This window comes from Moraxella sp. CTOTU48268, from assembly GCF_032069585.1.
GTDB lineage: Bacteria > Pseudomonadota > Gammaproteobacteria > Pseudomonadales > Moraxellaceae > Faucicola > Faucicola cinerea.
In genome coordinates this window covers 77,910-99,903 of record NZ_DAMALV010000003.1, presented here as the reverse complement: position 1 = coordinate 99,903, position 21,994 = coordinate 77,910, and the positions used below count along the sequence as shown (strand labels likewise).

The window sequence follows — 21,994 nt, the reverse complement described above, 5'->3', positions numbered from 1 at the left end:
ATTTAATGGGAAAAAAATGAGCAATTATACATCCACCTCACTTGAAGTATTAGAAGGTCTTGACCCGGTACGCCGTCGCCCTGGTATGTACACTGATACCACCCGCCCAAACCACTTGGCACAAGAAGTCATCGACAACTCGGTGGACGAAGCCCTTGCAGGTCACGCCAAAAACATCACCGTGATACTGCACACGGATGGCTCATTATCAGTCGAAGATGACGGACGCGGCATGCCCACCGACATTCACCCTGAGTTTAACCAATCAGGCATTGAACTGATACTCACCCGCTTACACGCAGGCGGTAAATTTTCTACCGACAACTATCAAGTCTCAGGCGGTCTGCATGGCGTGGGGATTTCAGTCGTCAATGCCTTATCGCACAAAGTCGATGTTACTGTGTGGCGAAATGGCGAAGCATTCACCATGCAATTTGTCGATGGCAATGCCGTTGCTCCGCTGGCGGTTGCCCCGTCTTCTAACAAGAAAAAACGCGGTACGCTTGTGCGGTTTTGGGTCAATGAAACATACTTTGATTCACCAAAATTTAACATCAAACAACTCAAACATCATCTTAAAGCCAAAGCCGTGTTATCGGCAGGGCTGACCATCACTTTTATCAATGACATTGACGGCGACAAAGACGTTTGGCAATTTAGCGATGGGCTATCGCAATACTTGACTGAGCAACTGGTCGAAGAAATCACCCTCCCAGAACAGCCATTTGTGTTTAATTACGACGCCAAAAAAGGCGAGCGAGCAGGCTTAAGTTTTGCCATTTGTTGGCTTAGTGAGGGTGGTACGCCTGTGCAAGAAAGCTACGTTAACTTGATTCCTACAGCACAAGGTGGCACCCACGTCAATGGACTACGCACAGGTATTACTGACGCGTTAAAAGAATTTTGTGAACTGCACAATCTACTGCCGCGCAACGTCAAACTCGCTGCCGAAGATGTGTGGGATGGGGTCAATTATATTTTATCGCTAAAATTCTCCGAACCGCAATTTAGCGGACAGACCAAAGAGCGCTTATCGAGCCGAGAAGCGGCGGGCGTGGTACAAGCCTTTGCCAAAGATGGCTTTAGCCTGTGGCTCAATCAAAACTCAGAGATTGCCAAACAAATCGCTGAATTGGCGATTAACAAAGCCGGCAAACGGCTAAAATCTGCCAAAAAAGTTGAGCGTAAAAAAATCACCCAAGGACCTGCACTGCCAGGCAAATTGGCGGATTGTCGCGGTGATTTGCGAGATGGCGCAGAGCTGTTTTTGGTGGAAGGGGATTCGGCAGGTGGCTCAGCAAAACAGGCACGTGACCGTCACTTCCAAGCCATTATGCCCCTGCGAGGCAAGATTTTGAACACATGGGAAGTATCGCCCGATACGGTGCTTGCCAGTGAAGAGATTCATAACATCGCCATTGCCATTGGCGTTGATCCTGATTCGGACGACTTGAGCGAACTGCGTTATGATAAAATCTGTATTTTGGCGGATGCCGATTCGGATGGACTGCATATTGCCACGCTGCTGTGTGCGCTGTTTGTCAAACATTTTAAAGCGGTCGTTGATGCTGGGCATTTGTATGTCGCTATGCCACCGCTATACCGCATTGATATTGGCAAAGAGGTGGAGTACGCCCTTGATAATGACGAGCTTGAGCAAATCTTGAAAAAAGTGGCAAAAAATAAAAAGCCGCAAATTACCCGTTTTAAAGGCTTGGGCGAGATGAGTGCCGAACAGCTACGTGAAACCACGATGAATCCTGATACGCGACGTTTGGTGCAGCTAGACCTTGATGACCCAACTGCAACCGATAGCGTGATGGATATGCTGCTTGCCAAAAAACGCGCCAGCGACCGTAAAACATGGCTTGAGCAAAAAGGCGATTTGGCGGAAATTGGGGTTTAATGGCTAGGCAAAAATGATTGACGTTAAGCCTACAATGATAGCGCGTACATTTGAAAGTGCATGGCTATTTGATACGTTTAAACATTATCAAGTAGATAAATACTATGACGCTTTAAACTTTTCAAAGGAAAATGACGCTCGTGATGCGATTTATCAACTTTCCCTTTCTGCCTAACATCTAATATGGGGCAAATCTGCGAATATGACTAAATTGTTGATTACCCTGTTTTTATTCTTTATCACCGCCATTGCCGAGATTGTCAGTTGCTATCTTGGCTATCTGATGCTCAAACAGCACAAACCGCTTTGGCTCATTGTACCTATGACCATCACGCTTGCTCTGTTCGTATGGTTACTGACCCTTCATCCCACCGCGACAGGACGAGTGTATGCCGCATATGGTGGCATCTATATCGCGACGGCTTTGATATGGCTAAAATTTGTCGATGGCGTTTCTCTGACACACTGGGACAGCATTGGCGGTTTAGTAATATTGTTGGGCGCAACTGTTATTATCCTGCAGCCCAAAAGTTTATTATAAATTCCTCCAATCAACAAATTTGCTAATTTCAGTGAACTAATGTAAACTGAAAATTTTAGCCTAGTATCTTAATTTTAGTATCTCAAAGAGTATATTCATGGATATCAACCAAACGCCAGTAGACCCTAGCCAATTTGGGTCTAACGTGCCGCGCCGTCATGACCCCAAAATTGCCAAACTTGCCGCAAAATACTTACAAATAACAGGTTGGCAAGTGGTCGGTGACGTACCTGATGTCAAACAACTGGTGATGCTCGCTGCCCCGCACACCTCCAATGAAGATGGCTGGAATGCGGTCATGGGTATTTTATCGGTTGGCATTGATTTTAAATTGATGGGTAAAAAAGAGCTGTTTCGTCTCCCCCTCATCGGGTCTTTCTTAAAATGGGGTGGGATGATTTCGATTGACCGTCAGAAAAAAGGTTCAACTTTGCAGGCGGCCATTGAGCAATTTAACCAACAAGAGCAGCTTTGGTTAGGGTTGGCACCTGAAGGGACACGCAGTTATACCGAAAAATGGAAAACAGGGTTTTATCATATTGCTGTAGGGGCGGGCGTACCCATTTTACCGATTGCGATGGACTATAACACCAAGCAAATGCGCTTTATGCCCTTGTTTTACCCAACAGGCGACTATGACGCCGATTTACCCAAAATTTTAGAAAACTATCGCGGCGTCAAAGGCAAATACTTTGAGAAAATGTCACAGCCGTTACAAGATTTGCATGGCTAACTGTCTTAGCTACCCCATAAATTTCTTATGCTGTCTCTACGTTGAGCTACTTTTAGTTAAGGTAACTTTATGTCAAGGGCTTAACAAGCCTGCGGTCGCATTCATCCCATTCATCGTTAGCGGGTTGATAGGGTAAAAAATGGGTAAAAATGCGGTATGAAAGTCCTTCTGCTGCCGATACGGTCAATAAAAGGGTATCGAGGTAAAGACCGTTTTGCTATCGCCGCTATTTGCCCACAAAAAAACCTAAACCTGACGATGCCATAGGTTTTACAAACTATTTCTGCTATGATAGATACAATTTTGAGACGATTTTTTAATAGTTATTAGACCTTAATTGGACATATCAGATAGGAAATTTTATGAGCAATAATACAGTTCCCGTATTGGCAGCAGTTGTGTTAGGTGCTTTGGCATTATCACCCGTTTTTATCAAAAGTTTTGGCAACGACCCACAAGTAGCCGCCATCGGTAGCCGTCAGTTGGCGGGTAATTCAGCCGCTATCAATGCCCAAAGCAGTGAAGTGGCAAAGGTAGGTTATAGCCTAGGTTATATGATGGGTCAAAACGTCAAAAAAGACGCCAAAGACCTCAATCCTGCTGATATCAATCAAGGTATCAATGACGGTTTTAATGGTAAAGAATCGACCATGACCCGTGAAGAAATGATTAAAGCGGTACAAACCTATGAGCAAAATCAAATCCAAAAACGCCTACAAGACAACCAAGCCAAAGGCGAGGCTTTCCTAGCGCAAAACGCTAAAAAAGCAGGGGTCAAAACTACCGCGTCTGGCTTGCAGTATGAAGTGCTCAAAGAAGGTACCGGCGCGCAGCCAAAAGCCACAGATATCGTAGCAGTACAATATGAAGGTAAATTGCTAGACGGTAAAGTATTTGATAGCACCGCACAGCATGGCGGTCAACCTGCGGTATTCCCGCTTAACCAAGTTATCCCAGGTTGGACTGAAGGCTTACAATTAATGAAAGAAGGCGGCAAATATCGCTTCTACATTCCATCAAAACTTGCTTACGGTGAGCAAGGCGCCCCTCAAGGTGGGATTGAGCCAAATAGTGTGCTCATCTTTGATGTTGATTTGCTAAAAGTCAATCCACCGGCTGATGCCGCACAGCCTGCCGCAGCGGATATCCAAGCCCAATTACAACAACAAATTGAATCCATGCAGTCAGCTTCTCAACCTGCTCAATAGGTGGGGTTGGCATCAGATAGGTGATCTCAATCAGCTGGGCAAGCGCAACTATCGAATTCGCTCGCCCTACTCATCGGCACGATGACAAAGGAACATCCCAATGATTTTAGCATATAAAAAAGTAAGTTTAGTGACTGGCATCGCTACTGGCATGCTGTTAGTGGTTACATCAATCAGTGCAAATGCCGCACCGGCCAGCACTCGTGCAAACAAAGTTGCGTCCTCTGTTTATGTACCAAAATCCACAGTGACGGCAGCTAGCCCAGCATTGGCACAAGTCGGCTATAGTTTTGGCTATCTGATGGGTGAGAGCAACAAAGACAGTATTGATGACTTAAATCTTGATGCGTTTTTTCAGGGATTTCGAGATGCATACTCAGCGCAGTCGCCCAATCTTGACAAAAAACAAATGCAAAAAGTATTGCTAGACTATCAAAAAAACAAAGAAATTGCCTATGCCAAAGAAGTACAAGCGTTAGCAGCGAGCAATGCGGCGAAAGGCAAACAATTCTTGCTAGAAAACGGCAAAAAATCAGGCGTGATGACTACCGCGTCGGGTCTACAATACCAAGTGCTAACACAAGGGAGAGGCAAATCGCCTAAAGCGACGGACAAAGTCAAAGTCCACTACGAAGGTCGCTTGATTGACGGTAGCATTTTTGACAGCTCTTATAAACGTGGCGAACCTGTGACTTTCCCACTCAACCAAGTAATTAAAGGTTGGACAGAAGGGCTACAGTTGATGAAAGAAGGGGGTAAATACCGTCTGTTTGTCCCCGCTAATTTGGGGTATGGCGAAGCAGGTAATGCCGATATCGAACCCAATAGCGTGTTGATTTTTGATATTGAGCTGTTACAAGTCAATCCACCTGTGACTCAACCTGTCAAACTTTAAATTTTTTCCTATCTTAAAGTTTTCCCCAGTTGGCTATAAAAAACGCTCATATTCCTATTGAGCGTTTTTTATATGATGGCCTGAACGGCGTACCTTTAAAGCACCTTTTTTAATACTTTAGAGTTGCGGGTATTGTCATAAAAGGCATAGCGATCAGCAGGTAGCGATTCAGCAGGGACTTCCATAAACCCATGCTCGACAAACCAATGCGCGGTGCGAGTAGTCAAGACATAGAGTTCATGAATGCCGCGGCTACGCGCTTGTTGCTCTAAGAATGCGATCAAATCTGCGCCACGGCTACCATTGCGATAATCGGGATGGACAGCCACACAAGCCACTTCCGCGGCTTGGTCGTTGAGTGGGTATAAAGCCGCGCAGCCTAATACCATGCCATCACGCTCAATCACGCTAAAGTTTTCGATATCGCTCTCTAAACGCTCACGTGAACGACGGACCAAAATACCTTGTTCTTCGAGTGGCTCTAGCAGTTCAATCAAACCTACCACATCATCGATATCGGCACGGCGAATTTCTTCATACGGGTCATGGGATATCAGCGTCCCTGAGCCATCACGGGTAAATAACTCTTCAAGCAGTGCGCCATCTTTGGCATAGGAGATGATATGGGTACGGTGGATACCGTATTGACAAGCATCGCTGGCTGCCCGTAAGAAACGCGCGATTTCTGAGCTTTCAGGAACATCACGTAAGAAGCGTGTCACTTCATGCGGAATCATCTCTTTAAGCAGGTGAGTGCCATCTTTATAGATACCTGTTTGCTCACCCAAGAAAATTAATTTATCCGCTTTTAGGCTAATCGCCGCTTGTAGCGCCACATCTTCAGCCAGCAGGTTAAATACTTCGCCTGTCGCAGAATAGCCCATACTGCCCAAAATCACCACATGGTCATGGATTAAATTATTGTGGATGGCTTCGGCATCAATCGCGCGCACTTCCCCAGTGAATTGATAATCGATGCCATTACGGATACCGTAAGGACGGGCGGTGACGAAGTTGCCTGAGATGGCGTCAATACGAGAGCCATACATCGGCGAGTTGGCAAGTCCCATCGATAGCTGCGCTTCAATTTGCAGACGAATTGAGCCAACGGCTTTTAGGATGTACGGCATGGCTTCTTTTGTGGTGATGCGCACATCATCTGCCATCGGTGTTTCGATATGGTTCTCGGCAAGATTGGCATCAATTTGCGGACGCGCACCGTGAACGAGTACGAGCTTAATGCCAAGACTATGCAGCAGCGCAAAATCATGAATCAAATGGCTAAAATTGTCGTGATTGACCGCTTCGCCATTGAACATAATGACAAAGGTCTTGCCACGATGGGTGTTGATATAGGGCGCAAAGTTACGAAACCATAATACATAAGGCGGGGTAACATAAGCTGGGGTTGTGGCAGCGGCATTTTGTTGGGCAGTATTGGGTAAATCAATCATAGCGTGATAGGCAAGTATAGGGTTATTATCAGTCATCGTTTCGCCATCGGCAAGCGGTGCAGTGCCATGGGTAAAACTTGCTGAAGTGTCGGTTGAAGTTGGCATGATAACAGTAGACATGATAAAAAAAGTAGACGTACAAACAGCGCACGATAAAGTTTTTGTCTCTTTTAATTCAACATACATGTAAGCTTAACAGCGTGATTGCGCGCATCGCTCAGAGACTAACGATAAGGCTATCAATAAACCTTACAAAATACAATAGTTAATCTTACTGATTTTGGCTGCGCTGTTTGTATTTAGTAAATTCATCCCGCAACTTTCAACTTGCTAGTGAGTTAAATTGTAAAGTTTGTTATGCTAATCTATAGTCGAGCCTTAACCTATTTGATCACCCAATCAGCGGTGTATGCCAACCTGCCAAAAAAAGAGAATACGCTAGCACCCGCTGACACAACAATTTTGAACATTTGAAAATCATGATTTAATGGAGAATATTCATGCAAAAGCTTTCAGTATTCGCGCTAATGACCGCATCACTTGGCGCATCAGCCGCCGCAACGGCTGTGCTGCCAACGGTGGCCTTAGACCCTGTTGATAATAGTCAAGCTGCATCTATCTCAGCCCCCGCTGCTGGTCAAGTTCAAACCCGCATTTTAGCCTCTGTTGTTGGTCAGGATCCACAAGGTCAAGAAGTGTTAAGCCCCATCAATGCACAAACGCGCCTTGCATCAGGCAACGTCGTAGAGTATCGCGGCTACTTAACCAATAACAGCCCTGACCGTATCCGCAACATGAAAGTGACCATGAACATTCCAGCCAATATGGAATTAGTGAGCACAAGCGATGTGGAGCCAACCCGCGCGTTTGGTAGTATGGACGGTGCCAATTTTCAATATATGCCGCTAAAAACTAACATGAATGGCGTGCTACAGAACCTACCGATGGCTTACTATAAAGCCATACAGTGGGATGTACCAGGTTTGGGTCTTAATGAGGTAGCGATGGTAAAGTATCGTTTAAAAGTAAAATAATAAGCGCTCAATACCTAGAAGCAATGCCTAGAAGGGCTCAACGCATAAAACCGCTCGAAGCGTAGCACTGCTCAATGAATGAGCGGTTTTTTTAGTTACAATTTTTGAAACTTGCCGATTTTTTGCTCAATATCGCTGAGCTTTGCTAAGGTTGCGACTTCCCCTGCTTTTATCGTCGCCTCTCTGGCTACGGTATTGGTCGTGCCAACATCACCAACGGCTGGGCGTATCACTACGTCCGCTAATTTAATTTCAGCAGCGTTTGCTTGATTGGGGATGACGGCAAATGTCTTATCCAATAGTGCCCAAAAATCTTGTGGATGACTGTTTTTTGGCGGGCTTGAGACATCTACCGCGATGATAACGTCTGCGCCCATCTGTTTGGCAGTTTGCACAGGCACAAGGCTTGTCAGACCACCATCGCCATAGCGTTTATTGTTGATACGTGGCGGTACAAAAACGCCATACACGCTACTGGACGCACGCACCGCAAGACCGGTATTGCCTTTATCAAAGACGGCTTTTTGCTTGGTGGTTAAATCGGTGGCGACACTGGCAAAACGGATGGGGAGTTTTTCAATTGGTTGATTATCGACTTGGGTATTGACCCAGTTTTGTAGTTTGATGCCTTCGATAAAGCCTTGTTTGCTCCAGCTATAATCAAGCAATTGATTATTGCTAACATGGGTCGCGATGTCTTCAAGTTCGCTAGCGGACTTGCCACTGGCGTATAAACTACCGACTAGACTGCCGCTACTGGTACCGACGATTAGGTCGGGGGTGATGCCATTTTTTTCCAGTACCTTGATGACGCCGACATGGGCAAAACCTTTGGCACCGCCCCCGCCTAATACAAGGGCGATTTTGGGTTTTATTGATGGTTTAGCAGATGGTTTTATAGGTTGGGTGGGTATCACTGGCGTTTTAGTGCAGGCGGTAACCGTAAAACAAATGCTAGTAGTTATCAGGGCAAAAAAAGAAAGCGGTTTCATAGCAAGCCTAAGTACGTAGAGCAATCATAATGACACTGGGTTGTCTTTTAACTTTTAAAATGGCAATATTTTCTGCCAATTGGGTAAAATTTTTAACCCCAAATTGGGTGGGGTTATAGCCTTTGTTTTTAAGCTCGCTGCCAAACTGTCCAATATGTAGCCAACCTTGGTTTTTAGTCAATAATTTTTTGATTATGGGTTTGGCGAAAATCTCATAAATATCATCGAGCAATTTTTGCTCTTGAGTTAGCGTGGTCGCATCGGTTGGTAGATTTTTTATCTTATTTTGACTCGGTTTTTGTCGAATCATTAACAGATTGTTTTGCATTTGGGTTTCAAATAAATCTATCTGATTAAACAAGCTGCGCCACTTACTATAACCATAATTTTTGGGCGAAATTTTCGGGTAATCGCTATTTAAATAACTGACAACGTTGGAAAAATTTGACCAACCATTATTTTGTCGATGATGTTGGATACTTTGCCGACAGGCATTTAATAAAGCTGTGTCTTGTTTTAGTTGCTGCGGCATTACGCGAGCGATAGGCGGCTCAGATGCGCTTTCATTCATAGCCAGCTTTTGAGTAAAAGATGTATCAGTTAACTGTTGACTTGGGGTTGGTTTGGTCGCGCTATTGCTTGGCTCTGGCGGTATTGTATCATCCATTACAAAATAATCATCGCAAGCAACTTTAAACGATTCTACGGTAGTCGATTTGCCAAAGCCAAAAACTTTCTTGCCTTTGGTACGTAAGTTTTTGGCTAATATGCTAAAGTCACTGTCTGATGAGACGATACAAAAACAGTCGTAATCAAGATAAGATAAGTCAACGGCATCAATAGCTAAGGCGATATCGGTCGAATTTTTACCTTTAACGTAGGCGGGAATATGCATTTGTTCAAGCAATAACTTCAGTGATATATCATCCCAAGTTGTTAGTTTGCCTTGTTTAAAGTCGCCATAAATTCGCTTGCAGGCGATTGTGCCAAGGGTACTGACTTTAGCTAGAATACTTTCAATATTTTTTGCATTGATATTATCGCCATCAATCAAAACAGCAATATTATTAAATGATAAATTTGTTGAGTTCATCGGTTATAAAGCGTAAATTGTGTCGCTATGTATTCTAACTTAATTTGGTGTTTCTTTATGCTATTTTTATCATGGACAGCGCATCTAAGCTTATGATATGACGCTAAAACCTGACATCTTTAATCTCCCTGTTACTGCGCTTGCTGGCGTGGGTAGCAAAATCGCTGAACAGCTTGACCAACTTGGTATTGAGCGCGTGTTTGATTTGTTGCTACATTTGCCGCGTGATTATGAAGATCGCAGCCGACTGGTCAACATGTGTGATGTCGTCGATGGACAATCGGCATTGCTACAAGGCACCGTTGTCCGCGTCGACAACAAAAAGATGGGCTTGAGCGTGACATTGCAAGATAGCACAGCGCAAACAACATTACGCTTTTTCAAAGTCTATCGTGGACTGACCGAAACCATGGCAGTGGGCAATACCTTGCGTGTCTTTGGCGAAATCAGTATCAGTAAGTATGGCACCCAAATCAGCCACCCTGAATATGAAATCATTACTGGGCATCAACCCCTGACCAATACAGGGCTGATACCTGTTTATCCAACGGTCAAAAACTTGCATCAAAATAAACTGCGTAGCTTGATTCGACTTGCGCTGCAGACGGTTAAACAAGCCAATCCTGTGATGGCTACTATCAGTGACACTGAGTGGCAAATCGTACAAAATGCGCTGAACCAACAGTTTCCGTTACTGGCAGGTAGCCACAACCCATTTGGGGAATTTAGCTTGCTAGAAGCCATTAGCTTTATCCATCAGCCACCAATTTATACCGATTTGAACAAGCAAATTTTGGTATTAGAGGCATTAAAAAATCGCAGTCATCCGACGTGTCAGCGGCTCATTATCGAAGAAATGCTCGCCCACCAGCTGAGTCTACTGTACCGCAAACAACAGCTTTATCAGCACAAAGCACCGCGCTGCGATGCCACAAGCGCGCTTGCCAATCGCCTGTTAGCCCATTTACCTTTTACCCCAACCCATGCCCAAAATCGGGTCGTAGCGGAAATCGTCAAAGATTTGTCAACGTCAGTACCCATGCTCCGACTCGTGCAAGGCGATGTTGGCGCAGGCAAAACCTTGGTAGCAGCTTTGGCAGCGTGTTATGCGCTTGATAGCGGCTGGCAAGTGGCGGTGATGGCACCGACAGAGATTTTGGCGGAACAACATCTTAATAACTTTAAAAACTGGTTTGAACCGCTTGGCATCGGTGTGGGTTGGCTGGCGGGCAAGCAAACAGCCAAAGCGCGTGAAAAAGCCTTGCAACAAGTACAAGACAACGAGGTGCAAATCGTGGTCGGTACGCATGCACTATTTCAAGAACATGTCAATTTTGCCAAGTTGGGCTTGGTGATTATCGATGAGCAGCACCGTTTTGGGGTGGAGCAGCGAATGGCGCTCGTAGATAAAGGCTTGGCGCATACCACACCGCATCAGCTGATTATGACAGCCACACCCATACCGCGTACCCTTGCCATGAGTGCATTTGGTGATATGGATACGTCCATCATTGATGAACTGCCGCCCAACCGTACCCCCATCACCACCGTCACCATAAGCCGTGACCGACGCGATGAAGTGATTGAACGTATCGCTGCCAACTGCGAGCAAGGCAAACAAGCTTACTGGGTGTGCCCACTAGTCGAAGAGTCTACCGTGCTTGATGCCCAAGCTGCTGAAGCGACCTATGCCGATTTGAATGACAGGCTCAATCTCAACATTGGTTTGGTGCATGGCAAAATGAAACCCAATGACAAACAAGCGGTCATGGCGGATTTTAAAGCGGGTAAAACCGCTTTGCTGGTGGCTACCACCGTGATTGAAGTCGGGGTCGATGTGCCCAATGCTTCGCTGATGGTGATTGAAAATGCTGAGCGATTAGGGTTATCGCAATTGCACCAGTTGCGCGGACGTGTGGGGCGTGGCACCCAAAAAAGCTTTTGCGTATTGCTTTATCAAACGCCATTGTCAGAAACGGGTATCGAACGGCTCAATGTGCTGCGAGATAGCAATGATGGCTTTGTGATTGCGCAAAAAGATTTGGAACTGCGCGGTGCAGGGGAGCTTTTGGGTAAACGGCAGACAGGGTTTGATAGCTACTATGTCAGTGACCTAGCGAGGGATGAAAGCTTGCTAATCGTGGCGCAAGCGATTGCTAAGTACCTAATTGCTGATGAAAATCGCAAATCACAAGTGCAGCAATATATCAGCCATTGGACACCCGATGCCATCAAATACATTAACGCATGAAAGCCCATAGTAGAGGCTTAAATTCTGATAAAGCGTTGTTTTTACGGATAAAGCGCCTATTCACATCCGCAATTTTTTGTTATTTTATGCCATATGACTGATGGATGAATGAACACTTGCATGGCTATGGGTTTTAGTTGATTTTTTATACACGGGGCAATATCACGGTTATTAATTTAGAATTATCAATATTTTAAGGATACCTGTTATGCCACAAACCAAATATGATGCACCTATCGCAGACAAAGCGCATGCGGATGAAATCATCAAAAAAACCGAAGACATCAAAGGGGTCAAGTTTGTCAACATTAACCCTAATGGCACCATCGTTGTGACCCATGGTGACGATTTTGATGAAGCGGCATTCAAAACGGCCGTGGGTATCTAGCTACTAGTCTTGATAAGCGACTAGGTTTGATGCCTAGTTTTATTGCCTGTATGTTTTATTGCATAGATTTTTGACTGCACAAAAGCTGACTTCGGTCAGCTTTTTTATTGGCTAAAATTTGCCGTAAATTGTTCATTCAATCGTCATACGGTTGTCACCTTCGTCAGCTAATGTTTCCTAGCGATAGCGTATCTTTTTATTACAATTTGACTTATCACAATTTGACTTTTCATATTGTGGCTTTGCCTAACCTTGAGGAAATCCCATGACTGACCAACCCGCTGAGCAAACTTCTCCTATCCACAATTTGATTAAAGACACCCAGCCATCAACCCCAAGTATCAACCGTCGCCGTTTTTTACAATCAACATCGCTTGCGACTGTCGCAGGTGCATCGATGTTGCTAGCGGGCTGTAATAATGACAATGATGATAATGATAACACAGCGAAGGTTAGCTTTTTACATGGCGTAGCCAGTGGTGACCCGCTTGCTGATAAAGTGATTTTATGGACTCGGGTGACACCGGTGAGCAGTGGCAGCAGCCTTGATGTCGAGTGGCAAATTGCCAGTGATAATACATTTAATACTATCATCCATAAAGGCACGAGCAAAACAAACGGTGGGCAGGATTATACGGTCAAAGTGGATGCCACGGGTTTACAGCCAAATACCCCTTATTTCTATCGATTTATATGTGGTGGTGTCACCAGTCCGATTGGCAAAACCAAAACCCTACCTGTTACGAATGTCAATCAAGTGAAACTTGCGGTGGTGAGCTGTTCAAACTATCCTGCAGGCTATTTTCATGCGTATGCCGATATTGCCAAGCGTAGCGATGTCGATGTGCTGCTCCACTTAGGTGATTATATCTATGAATATGGTCGCCATACCATCGATGACCAAGGTAAAACGGTGCCTGCCTATGCTTCAAGCCAGGCCGCACAGCTCAAGCGCGAAGTCATACCAGTCGAAGAGTTGCTCACCATTACTGGCTATCGCTTGCGCTATGCCCAATATCGTACCGATAAAGATTTGCAAGCTGTACATGCCGCCATGCCAATGATTGCGGTATGGGACGACCATGAGATTAGTAATGACACCTTCAAAGAAGGTGCCGAAAATCACCAATCTAATGAAGGCGACTGGAATCAGCGCAAGATGGACGCGATGAAAGCCTATCATGAATGGATGCCCACGCGTAATAGTGTGATGACGCAAATTTATCGTAGTTTTGATTTTGGTAATTTACTCAGTCTACATATGCTAGACACCCGTGTCATTGCCCGGGACAAACAGCTAGATTACAATAATTTTTTAGTTAAAGACGCCAATGGTCAGCTCACTTTAGATGCCGCAAAATTCACCGCAGCAATGCAAGATACTAGCCGCCAATTGATCGGTTTGCCCCAACAAAACTGGCTAGCAGGTCAATTGCAAGCGTCAAAGTCGACTTGGCAAATTCTGGGCCAGCAAGTGGTGATGGGGCAGATGTTTATTCCTGCACCCGTACTGCTCAACTTTATGAACCCTGCTTTGGGCGTAGATGCCGTCACTTATCTAAGCCTAATGCAAAAAGCGCAAACCGCGCCCACGACCTTGACGCCGCAAGAGCAGAGTGTGGTACAACAATTGCAGCAAGCCCCCTTCATCCCTTATAACCTAGATGCATGGGATGGTTACGCGGTGGCACGCGAGATGATTTATGGTATTGCCAACGCTATGCAAAAAAACTTAGTGGTATTGGCAGGCGATACCCATAACGCTTGGGCGAATAATCTAGTCAATGTCAAAGGCGAACCCGTCGGGGTGGAGTTTGCGGTACAATCAGTGACGTCGCCAGGTTTTGAAGAATACTTAGCAACAGTTGACCCAAAGCAGCTATCACTCGGGTTACCCATGCTGGTCAAAGGTGGTACGTTAAAATGGTGTGACACCTCTCAGCGCGGTTATATGATTGTGACAGCGACCCCTGAGCAATGCACCAGCGACTGGGTGTTTGTCAGTGATATCACCAAACCCACCTATACAAGCAGTGTTGGTAAAACCATGCATGTCAAAGTGGGTGAGCCTTATTTGGTTTAGACAAATTTGATAGAACCCAATAAAAAAGCCGCTAACGTTAGCGGCTTTTTTTTGATACATCATTACATATTTGGGTAGTTTGGACCACCACCGCCTTCTGGGGTGACCCACGTGATGTTTTGTGAAGGGTCTTTGATATCACAAGTTTTACAGTGCACACAGTTTTGTGAGTTGATTACAAATTTTGCGCCGCTGTCACTTTGTACCACTTCATATACCCCTGCTGGGCAGTAACGCTGTGCAGGCTCAGCAAAGATTTTGAGGTTACGCTTAATTGGGACGTCTGGATCGGTTAATTTCAAGTGACAAGGTTGATCTTCAGCATGGTTGGTATTGGAGATAAACACGGAAGATAATTTATCAAAGGTCAGCTTACCATCGGGCTTTGGATACTCAGGGATATAAGCGTGGTCTGCGCGCTCAAGCACATCGTAGTCTGGCATTCTGTCACGAATAGTCAGAGGCATTTTACCCTTAAATATATTTTGCTCTAGGAAGTTGAATGCACCGCCCATCCAGATACCCATGCGGTGCATCGCATTTGCGAAGTTACGCGCTTGGTACATGTCGTTGTAGAGCCAGGATGCTTTGAATTTTTGCTCATAGGTTGGCACTTCGTCATGTTGACGACCAGCCGCAATCGCTTCATACACGGCTTCAGCGGCTAACATACCTGATTTGATGGCGGTATGAGTACCTTTGATTTTTGCTGGGTTTAGGAAGCCTGCATCGTCACCCACTAACACACCACCGGCAAAATACAGTTTTGGTAATGAGTTTAAACCGCCTTTGGTCAAGGCACGCGCACCGTAAGATAAACGTTTACCGCCTTCTAAAATATTGCGAATGAGCGGATGGGTTTTTAAACGTTGTAACTCATCAAATGGCGATAGGTAAGGGTTGTGATAAGACAAGTCAATCACCATACCAAATGACACTTGGTTGTTTTCATCAAAGTATAACCACCAACCACCGTTACTATGCGTCTCGCTAAGTGGCCAACCTGAACCGTGCAGCACCATGCCTTCTTGGTGTTTGGCAGGGTCAATTTCCCAAAGTTCTTTTAAGCCAATCCCGTAGTGCTGCGGGTCTTTGCCTTCTGATAGGTTAAAACGGCTGATTAAGCGTTTACCTAAGTGACCACGGCAACCTTCAGCAAAAATGGTGTATTTTGCCAGTAGCTCATAGCCTGGCTCATAGCCTGATTTTGGTTGACCTTCGGCATTAACGCCCATGTCACCTGTCAATACACCACGAACAGAACCATCTTCGTTGTAAAGAATCTCAGCGGCAGAAAAACCTGGGAACATCATCACTTCAAGCTCTTCGGCTTGGGTGGCTAACCAACGCACAAGGTTACCCAATGAGATAATGTAATTGCCATGGTTGTGCATCAAACTTGGGACGATTTTTTCTGGCAATTCGCGGTATTTGGTCTCATTTTTGAGCATGTAGACGCGGTCACCTTTGGTTTGCACGCGAACGGGCGCACCTTTTTCTTTCCAATCAGGAATCAGTTCAGTCAGTGCATTAGGCTCCATGACCGCACCTGATAAGATATGGGCACCAAATTCTGACCCTTTCTCAACGATACACACGCTAAAATCAGGATTGCCCGCAGCAATGGCAAGTTGACGTAGACGAATTGCCGCAGATAGACCTGAAGGTCCGCCACCCACGATAACTACGTCAAACTCCATTTGCTCGCGTTCGATGTCTTGCATACAAACTCCTTAGAAAAATAAAATTCAGTGATGACAACTTACTTAACCTTGTGCGCATTGTTTAACCCGATGCGCTTCTTCAGCTTATATCTGACAATACATCAACATAAGTCGCATCACGATGATTTTTGCAAGGCTAGTGATCTAGAAGGTTAGCCTTTGATTATCAGTTCATCAAATAATTGCTGGCGCAGGCTGGCAATGTTATCAATGGTTTTCTTGATTTTAACATATAATGAATCGTTATATGAATTCAGAAAAAATACTACTTAGTATAATAGATTAACCCTTTAACCACCTAATATTTTTGCAGGAGAAAATGACTGCCGGGCTTAATTTATCGTATCCAATTTGGCTTGTCTTATGCTAGCTGTCACCTTTATATACAATAAATCGACACAGGTACTAACAGCGACTATTTGAAACCCAGCGTTGAATTGACTACTATGTACCACAAATATGTTCCACAAAGCGATGTCAACACAGCGCATCATGGCATTTATAAACCCATACAACACTCTAAATCCTAATCTAAATAAAAACTACCATAATACGAGCTATAAAATGACTAATACTGATACTAATAATGTAGCATCTAAACCGAGCTTTGATATTAATTTTGATACTAGCTTTGATATAGGCGAACTAAGCCAACAAATCGAGCAATCGGTCGCTTCGCAAGCGCTCGCAGCCGCAAACCATCCGACACGCCAAATTCCACCCCTTGAAAAATGGCAACCCAAACTCAGCGGTACGATGGATGTAGTGGTCAAAGCCAATGGCGAGTGGTGGCATGAAGGCAGTCAAATCACCCGTCAACTACTCATTGATCTGTTTGCCAAAGTGTTATGGTCAGAGGTTGATGACAACAACCACGTTGAGTATTTTTTAAAAACCCCTGTGGAGAAATGGCAAATCCAAGTAGAGGACGCGCCCCTGCTAGTCAATCAAGTGGACGTCATTAACGAGCAATTTGGCGACACTACCAAACCTGTGTTGCAGTTCACCACCACGCAAGGCGATGTGGTGATTGCTGACGAGCAGCATCCGATTCGTTTGGGTCTGCCATTTACCCATGCTAGCCCGCATGATGTTGGCTTACAGCAAAAACAAGCCAGCCAGCCTTATTTATTGGTTCGCCAAAATGGTGACTCAGCATTATACGGACTCATTCATCGCAATGTGTTTTACCATTTGATTAACTTGGGTGAGTTGGTAGAGGGTGAAAAGGGGACTTCATTGATTTTGCACAGTGGTGATAGCACTTTTACCTTGACCATGAGCGCATAAGTCTCAGCGTTAACCAAACTGTTGATAAGTTTTGAGCAAATAAAGTGACGAATGGGCTGTCAAATTCGGCCCCGCATTTTTTTGTAGTGAGTACCTAAAAATTGGTATAAGATAGTGGTCTGTTTTATGGGTACAGTTATTTTGCGGTTTAAAATAGCAACACCCTGCGAGTTGGACTGATTAGGCTATGGTAGAGTTAGCAAGCGCGCCGATAGGCGTATTTGATTCTGGGTTGGGCGGATTGTCGGTATTGACCCATTTGCAGCGGCGCTTGCCATTTGAACGTTATATCTATCTCGCCGATACCCTGCACGTACCCTATGGCTCACGCAGTGAAGCACAGATTCGTGAGCTTACCTTGCAGGCCGTTGCCTGGCTACATTCGCAAGGCTGTAAACTTATTGTGATAGCTTGCAATAGTGCCTCTGCGCATGGATTACAGGCGGCAAGGCGGCAGTATCCTCAAGTGCCGATTGTCGGCTTAGTCCCTGCATTGAAACCTGCGGTGATGCAGTCGGCGACCAAGCAAGTCGCGGTGTTGGCAACCCCAGCGACCTTGCACGGGTATTTACTCAATGAAGTTATTGAACAAGTCGCCAAACCGCAGCAAGTGACTGTCCACAAATATAGCTTTAGCAGCTTAGTGCCTTGGGTAGAATTGGGTATGCCAAGCCATCACCCAGCCGTGACTGATTTAGATCATTTGCTAGGTGAGTTACAGGCTAAAAAGGTAGACCAATTGGTACTGGGCTGTACCCATTTTCCTTTTTTTAAAGCCTATTTGGCACAGCGTATCGATGAGCTGATGACCCATCAAGCTATGGGGCAAGTGGCATTGATTGATTCAGGGGATGCCATTGCCAAACGGGTGCATGATTTGCTTGAGCAAGCCAATCAGCTTGCCTCTCATAAAGAGCGACCACGGTTACAGTTTTATGCCACGGGCAACTTACCTGCCGCTGAGCAGGCGGCAACGCGTTTGTTGCAGCGGTTTTTGCCAGAGTTGGGGATTGATTTTTTTACCTTGTGTGTGACTCAACATTGTACAGTGTATTGAGCTTGTTGGTTAGTCAGCATGGCTTTTTACCCTTTTAGTTTTTAACGATTTAGCTTTTAACGATTGAGCTTTTAATCCTTTACCTTTTTTAATTAATTGCGTTCATTAGAGCGTTATGGAGAAGATAGCATGTCTCAAAAGAAACGTTATCATATTCATATCTCTTTGGTGAGAAATGAAAATCTCTACCTAGAGAACGCGCTAGAGTACGCGTTATCGACGGATTATTTTTTGACTTGGGATTTGCTTGCGACCAATACCAATTTTGTTGAGTACAGCCGCCAACAAATCGACCAATGCGATTATATGATTTTTATTTTGGGCAATGATTACGGTCATTTAAGCCTATCTGGTGTCAGTTATCTGCACTTATCTTATATCTATGCGTCTTCAAAACGCGTCCCGATGATTGCGCTAGTCAATACCCAGCTGAACCAAAATGAGCTATTACGCCAACGTTTGGATTTGTTTAATTTGGTGATTAAAGAACAGGGTTTGCGGGTAATTCACTTCGGTCAGACCCATGATGGCGTGTCAGAATGCGTGCGTATGCTTGGGGAAATCAAAGAGAAATTTCCGCGATTAGGTTGGGTTAAAGACACCCGTTCATTGAGCACGCTACCGGCAGCTGCTAGTGGCGATTTAAAGTCGATGTTTGTCTCGGATAGATTTCATATCCGTAATGGCGTGCAACCCGCCTTAACTGATAGCAGTCTAGAGGGCACTCAACAGTCCCCTGAAGCTGAAGCCAGACCGACCCAGGTTACGCCAAAAGAGCTCAATGAAGCGTTATTGGTCAACTATACCGCACACGCGTTTGAAGGCGGCAATTTGCAAGAAATCAGCGCAACTTACACCTTTAGCTGGGGTAATATTGTGCAAACGCTACAAGCATTACCACAGCCTTTTACCAGTAATATGATGTTGACCCAAATTAATGATTCCCTCAAAGATGCTGCAATGGCAGAAGCGCTCAAAATCTCACCCAATATCCATGCGGTCTCGCGCTGTCAAATCAGTAGTATCGATTATCAATGGATAAAAAGCCAACTGGTGAAAAAACGATGGTTGTCCTCGGTCAAAGAAGGGCGAAGTATCCGCGAGCTGTGGCAGATTAACATCATTGTACAAGCTTAATCCGTCGTTTTTAACACACCTTTTTTGGTGTTTTATCTCAGTATTTTACCCAAGCATTTTATATCAGTGTTGACCAAACCATGATTTACTCATGTCATGATAATGTTATACAGACCTGCTAACTAGCGTCACATTTGTTTATGCTATGATAATCTCACAACATACATAACGATAACATCGAGAATAAAAAGAGGAGAAAATTATGAGCAATCATATGACCCAACAAGCAGACGATCTTGAAAATAACATCAACCAACTTGAAGATACCATGCACGAAGCGCAGCAGTTTCGCACCCTCGAAGAGCAAGTCGAAGACATGAAACGCCGTGGCATCAACCCACGCGATAACTTCAAAAAGTGGGATGAAGACGAAGAGGACAATTGGGGCAGCAATTCAAAAGGCGAAGTCAAACCGATCCAAATGGATGATGGTGAAGAGCCCACCCCGCCACCTATTGTATAAGGTCGTCCCATATGTCGATATTAACGAAACCGTATCGATATCAAAAAAAACCCTTAATGCGGACATTAAGGGTTTTTTGTTGGGGGATGAAAAATTGATAAACACCTTAAATGACTAAGTTTTAAATACCTCAGTTTTAAATCATTTAAGGTTTAAATGACTAACGCTTAAATCACTAAGGCGTTGTCACCCCACCTTGCCCATTGTCGATACGATAGTAACTCGTGCGCCCATTGGCGTCGCGTATCACTTTAGTCGGCGTGGCAGTAATCGTTGAATTCGGTACAGACTGGTATCGAACGGGCGTTTGGGTCGGGTATTGGGTTGGATACTGAGCATTGCCTGTTGGCTGAGTCATTAGCATACGGTAGAGTTTCATACCCGCACGACCATCAGGGTTGACACCTTGCTGCCGCTGAAAATCTTGAATCGCATAGCGCGTTTTATCGCCAATCATGCCATCAGCTTGGCCAATATCATACCCACGATTAAGCAGTGCTTGCTGGATTTCACGGGCTTGACGGCGACTAATACCGGCATCATCCGTTGGCCAAGGTGTGACAAAGCCGACATTGCTAGTGCGGTTTTGGCTAATCATATCGGACAAATGCGCAATCGCTAGCGCGTAGTTTTCTGACGCATTGTAACTATAAAACGCATCGAAGTTTTTACCCACTAAGAACGCAGGGCCTTTAATACCTGCAGGTAATAGCAATCCTGCACTATCAAGGCTAGAGGGTAGCGGCTGACCATTGGCAAGGGTCAAGCCTTGGCTGCGCCAATAGCTCATCGGTTTTTTGGCTTTGCGGTTGCTATCTGCCCAAAATCCTGCAGGCAGCTTGACCTCAAACCCCCAAGGTTCGCCCGTGCGATAACCTGCTTTATCCAAGAAATTGGCCGTTGACGCGAGCGCATCAGCTTGGCTGTTGACCAAATCTTTACGTCCATCACCATCAAAATCTTGCGCCAAGCGTAAGAAGGTACTTGGCATAAACTGGGTTTGCCCAAACGCCCCTGCCCATGAGCCAGTCATATCATCACGGCGGATGTCACCATTTTGCAAGATACGCAGCGCATTGGCGTATTCCGTGCGAAAGTACGACTGACGACGGTCAAAGCAAGACAAGGTCGCTAATGACTGGATTAAGTCTTTTTTACCCAGCTGCTTACCAAAGTTCGACTCTACTCCCCAGACGCCAAGTACATCCGCTCCTTTCACGCCATAGCGCTGCTCGATGCGGTTTAGCGTGCTTTGCAGTTGGTTTTTGGCATTGATACCGTCTTGCACACGCTCTTCATCGACCAGACCTGAGAGGTAGTCCCACACTTCTTTTTGAAACTCAGGTTGATAGTTGAGCGAGACAATCACACTAGGGTCAGGCTCACTTGGGCGATATTGCTCTAAAGTGCTGGCTACACCGCGAAAAGTGCTGCTGTTTTTGAGATTGGATAAACACTGTTGAAACTGGGCATTGCTAAGATTAGGCGGTGTCGGTGCGGCATTGGCTTGGCTAATCATCGCCACGCCTGCCAGCGCCATAAAAATCGGAAGTAAACGCATAACAAACCTTGAATAGTGACAGATAAAGACATCAACAAACGGGGTGAATTTTGACTAATTCAAGGGTATAAAAAAAGCTTGCTTAGTGAAAGGAGTAAATGCATTTAATTACATTTTTTCACATTGGGTGATAAAGCGTTAATTTTTGCACTATTGATGTAAGTTTAACTGTCGAACTCAAAAA

Annotated in this window: 19 protein-coding genes; 14 read left to right on the top strand and 5 right to left on the bottom strand. The window is 45.1% G+C overall.

Annotation, left to right across the window (positions count from 1 at the left end; translation table 11 throughout):
• Window positions 1-16 precede the first annotated feature (16 nt).
• The 6 genes from parE (at window position 17) to RT143_RS01785 (ending at window position 5,283) form a co-directional block, all read left to right on the top strand.
• Window positions 17-1,906 carry a DNA topoisomerase IV subunit B gene (gene parE / locus RT143_RS01810; RefSeq protein ID WP_313090805.1) on the top strand — a complete coding sequence of 630 codons (1,890 nt, stop codon included), beginning with the start codon at window positions 17-19 and terminating at the stop codon, window positions 1,904-1,906.
• 13 nt (window positions 1,907-1,919) lie between these two features.
• Complete coding sequence (locus tag RT143_RS01805; RefSeq protein WP_313090761.1) at window positions 1,920-2,081, top strand: hypothetical protein; 162 nt, start codon at window positions 1,920-1,922, stop codon at window positions 2,079-2,081.
• 27 nt (window positions 2,082-2,108) lie between these two features.
• Window positions 2,109-2,447 (top strand): YnfA family protein, encoded by a 339-nt coding sequence (locus RT143_RS01800; protein ID WP_313090760.1) that lies wholly within the window; start codon window positions 2,109-2,111, stop codon window positions 2,445-2,447.
• A 97-nt stretch (window positions 2,448-2,544) separates the two neighbouring features.
• Complete coding sequence (locus tag RT143_RS01795; RefSeq protein WP_138017853.1) at window positions 2,545-3,180, top strand: lysophospholipid acyltransferase family protein; 636 nt, start codon at window positions 2,545-2,547, stop codon at window positions 3,178-3,180.
• A gap of 362 nt (window positions 3,181-3,542) precedes the next feature.
• Window positions 3,543-4,388: a BamJ family beta-barrel-assembly machinery protein gene (locus tag RT143_RS01790; protein WP_159373977.1), complete on the top strand. Its 846-nt coding sequence runs from the start codon at window positions 3,543-3,545 to the stop codon at window positions 4,386-4,388.
• 151 nt (window positions 4,389-4,539) lie between these two features.
• Entirely contained in the window at window positions 4,540-5,283 is a 744-nt protein-coding gene (locus tag RT143_RS01785; protein WP_409519676.1) for a BamJ family beta-barrel-assembly machinery protein, read from the top strand.
• 95 nt (window positions 5,284-5,378) lie between these two features.
• Here RT143_RS01785 and argA read toward each other — a convergent pair whose 3' ends face one another.
• The gene (gene argA / locus RT143_RS01780; RefSeq protein ID WP_065262875.1) at window positions 5,379-6,737 is read right to left on the bottom strand and encodes an amino-acid N-acetyltransferase; all 1,359 of its coding nucleotides are present in this window, start codon (window positions 6,735-6,737) and stop codon (window positions 5,379-5,381) included.
• Between the two features lie 500 nt (window positions 6,738-7,237).
• Here argA and RT143_RS01775 point away from each other — a divergent pair, with 500 nt between their 5' ends.
• On the top strand, window positions 7,238-7,771 hold the full coding sequence (locus RT143_RS01775; protein WP_313090756.1) for a hypothetical protein: 534 nt from the start codon (window positions 7,238-7,240) through the stop codon (window positions 7,769-7,771).
• A gap of 95 nt (window positions 7,772-7,866) precedes the next feature.
• Here the strand turns inward: RT143_RS01775 and RT143_RS01770 are convergent, their stop codons facing one another.
• Both RT143_RS01770 and RT143_RS01765 read right to left on the bottom strand, forming a co-directional pair.
• The gene (locus RT143_RS01770) at window positions 7,867-8,763 is read right to left on the bottom strand and encodes a patatin-like phospholipase family protein (RefSeq protein WP_313090754.1); all 897 of its coding nucleotides are present in this window, start codon (window positions 8,761-8,763) and stop codon (window positions 7,867-7,869) included.
• A 7-nt stretch (window positions 8,764-8,770) separates the two neighbouring features.
• Window positions 8,771-9,856 carry an NYN domain-containing protein gene (locus tag RT143_RS01765; protein WP_313090752.1) on the bottom strand — a complete coding sequence of 362 codons (1,086 nt, stop codon included), beginning with the start codon at window positions 9,854-9,856 and terminating at the stop codon, window positions 8,771-8,773.
• Window positions 9,857-9,953: 97 nt separating this feature from the next.
• Here RT143_RS01765 and recG point away from each other — a divergent pair, with 97 nt between their 5' ends.
• The 3 genes from recG to RT143_RS01750 all read left to right on the top strand — a co-directional run bounded on the left by recG (window position 9,954) and on the right by RT143_RS01750 (window position 14,578).
• Window positions 9,954-12,107: an ATP-dependent DNA helicase RecG gene (gene recG / locus RT143_RS01760; RefSeq protein ID WP_313090751.1), complete on the top strand. Its 2,154-nt coding sequence runs from the start codon at window positions 9,954-9,956 to the stop codon at window positions 12,105-12,107.
• A 208-nt stretch (window positions 12,108-12,315) separates the two neighbouring features.
• Window positions 12,316-12,495 carry a hypothetical protein gene (locus RT143_RS01755; protein WP_313090748.1) on the top strand — a complete coding sequence of 60 codons (180 nt, stop codon included), beginning with the start codon at window positions 12,316-12,318 and terminating at the stop codon, window positions 12,493-12,495.
• 265 nt (window positions 12,496-12,760) lie between these two features.
• Window positions 12,761-14,578 carry an alkaline phosphatase D family protein gene (locus RT143_RS01750; protein WP_313090747.1) on the top strand — a complete coding sequence of 606 codons (1,818 nt, stop codon included), beginning with the start codon at window positions 12,761-12,763 and terminating at the stop codon, window positions 14,576-14,578.
• A gap of 62 nt (window positions 14,579-14,640) precedes the next feature.
• Here RT143_RS01750 and RT143_RS01745 read toward each other — a convergent pair whose 3' ends face one another.
• On the bottom strand, window positions 14,641-16,302 hold the full coding sequence (locus RT143_RS01745; protein WP_050325177.1) for an electron transfer flavoprotein-ubiquinone oxidoreductase: 1,662 nt from the start codon (window positions 16,300-16,302) through the stop codon (window positions 14,641-14,643).
• 564 nt (window positions 16,303-16,866) lie between these two features.
• Here RT143_RS01745 and RT143_RS01740 point away from each other — a divergent pair.
• The 4 genes from RT143_RS01740 to RT143_RS01725 all read left to right on the top strand — a co-directional run bounded on the left by RT143_RS01740 (window position 16,867) and on the right by RT143_RS01725 (window position 20,249).
• A complete protein-coding gene (locus RT143_RS01740; RefSeq protein ID WP_313090746.1) occupies window positions 16,867-17,592 on the top strand; it encodes a DUF1285 domain-containing protein in 726 nt (241 codons plus the stop codon).
• Between the two features lie 187 nt (window positions 17,593-17,779).
• Window positions 17,780-18,649, top strand: a complete 870-nt coding sequence (gene murI / locus RT143_RS01735) for a glutamate racemase (protein ID WP_313090745.1) — start codon at window positions 17,780-17,782, stop codon at window positions 18,647-18,649.
• A gap of 129 nt (window positions 18,650-18,778) precedes the next feature.
• On the top strand, window positions 18,779-19,786 hold the full coding sequence (locus tag RT143_RS01730) for a DUF4062 domain-containing protein (protein ID WP_050325180.1): 1,008 nt from the start codon (window positions 18,779-18,781) through the stop codon (window positions 19,784-19,786).
• Window positions 19,787-19,988: 202 nt separating this feature from the next.
• Entirely contained in the window at window positions 19,989-20,249 is a 261-nt protein-coding gene (locus RT143_RS01725) for a hypothetical protein (protein ID WP_313090743.1), read from the top strand.
• 175 nt (window positions 20,250-20,424) lie between these two features.
• Here RT143_RS01725 and RT143_RS01720 read toward each other — a convergent pair whose 3' ends face one another.
• A complete protein-coding gene (locus tag RT143_RS01720; protein ID WP_313090742.1) occupies window positions 20,425-21,810 on the bottom strand; it encodes a lytic murein transglycosylase in 1,386 nt (461 codons plus the stop codon).
• Window positions 21,811-21,994 lie beyond the last annotated feature (184 nt).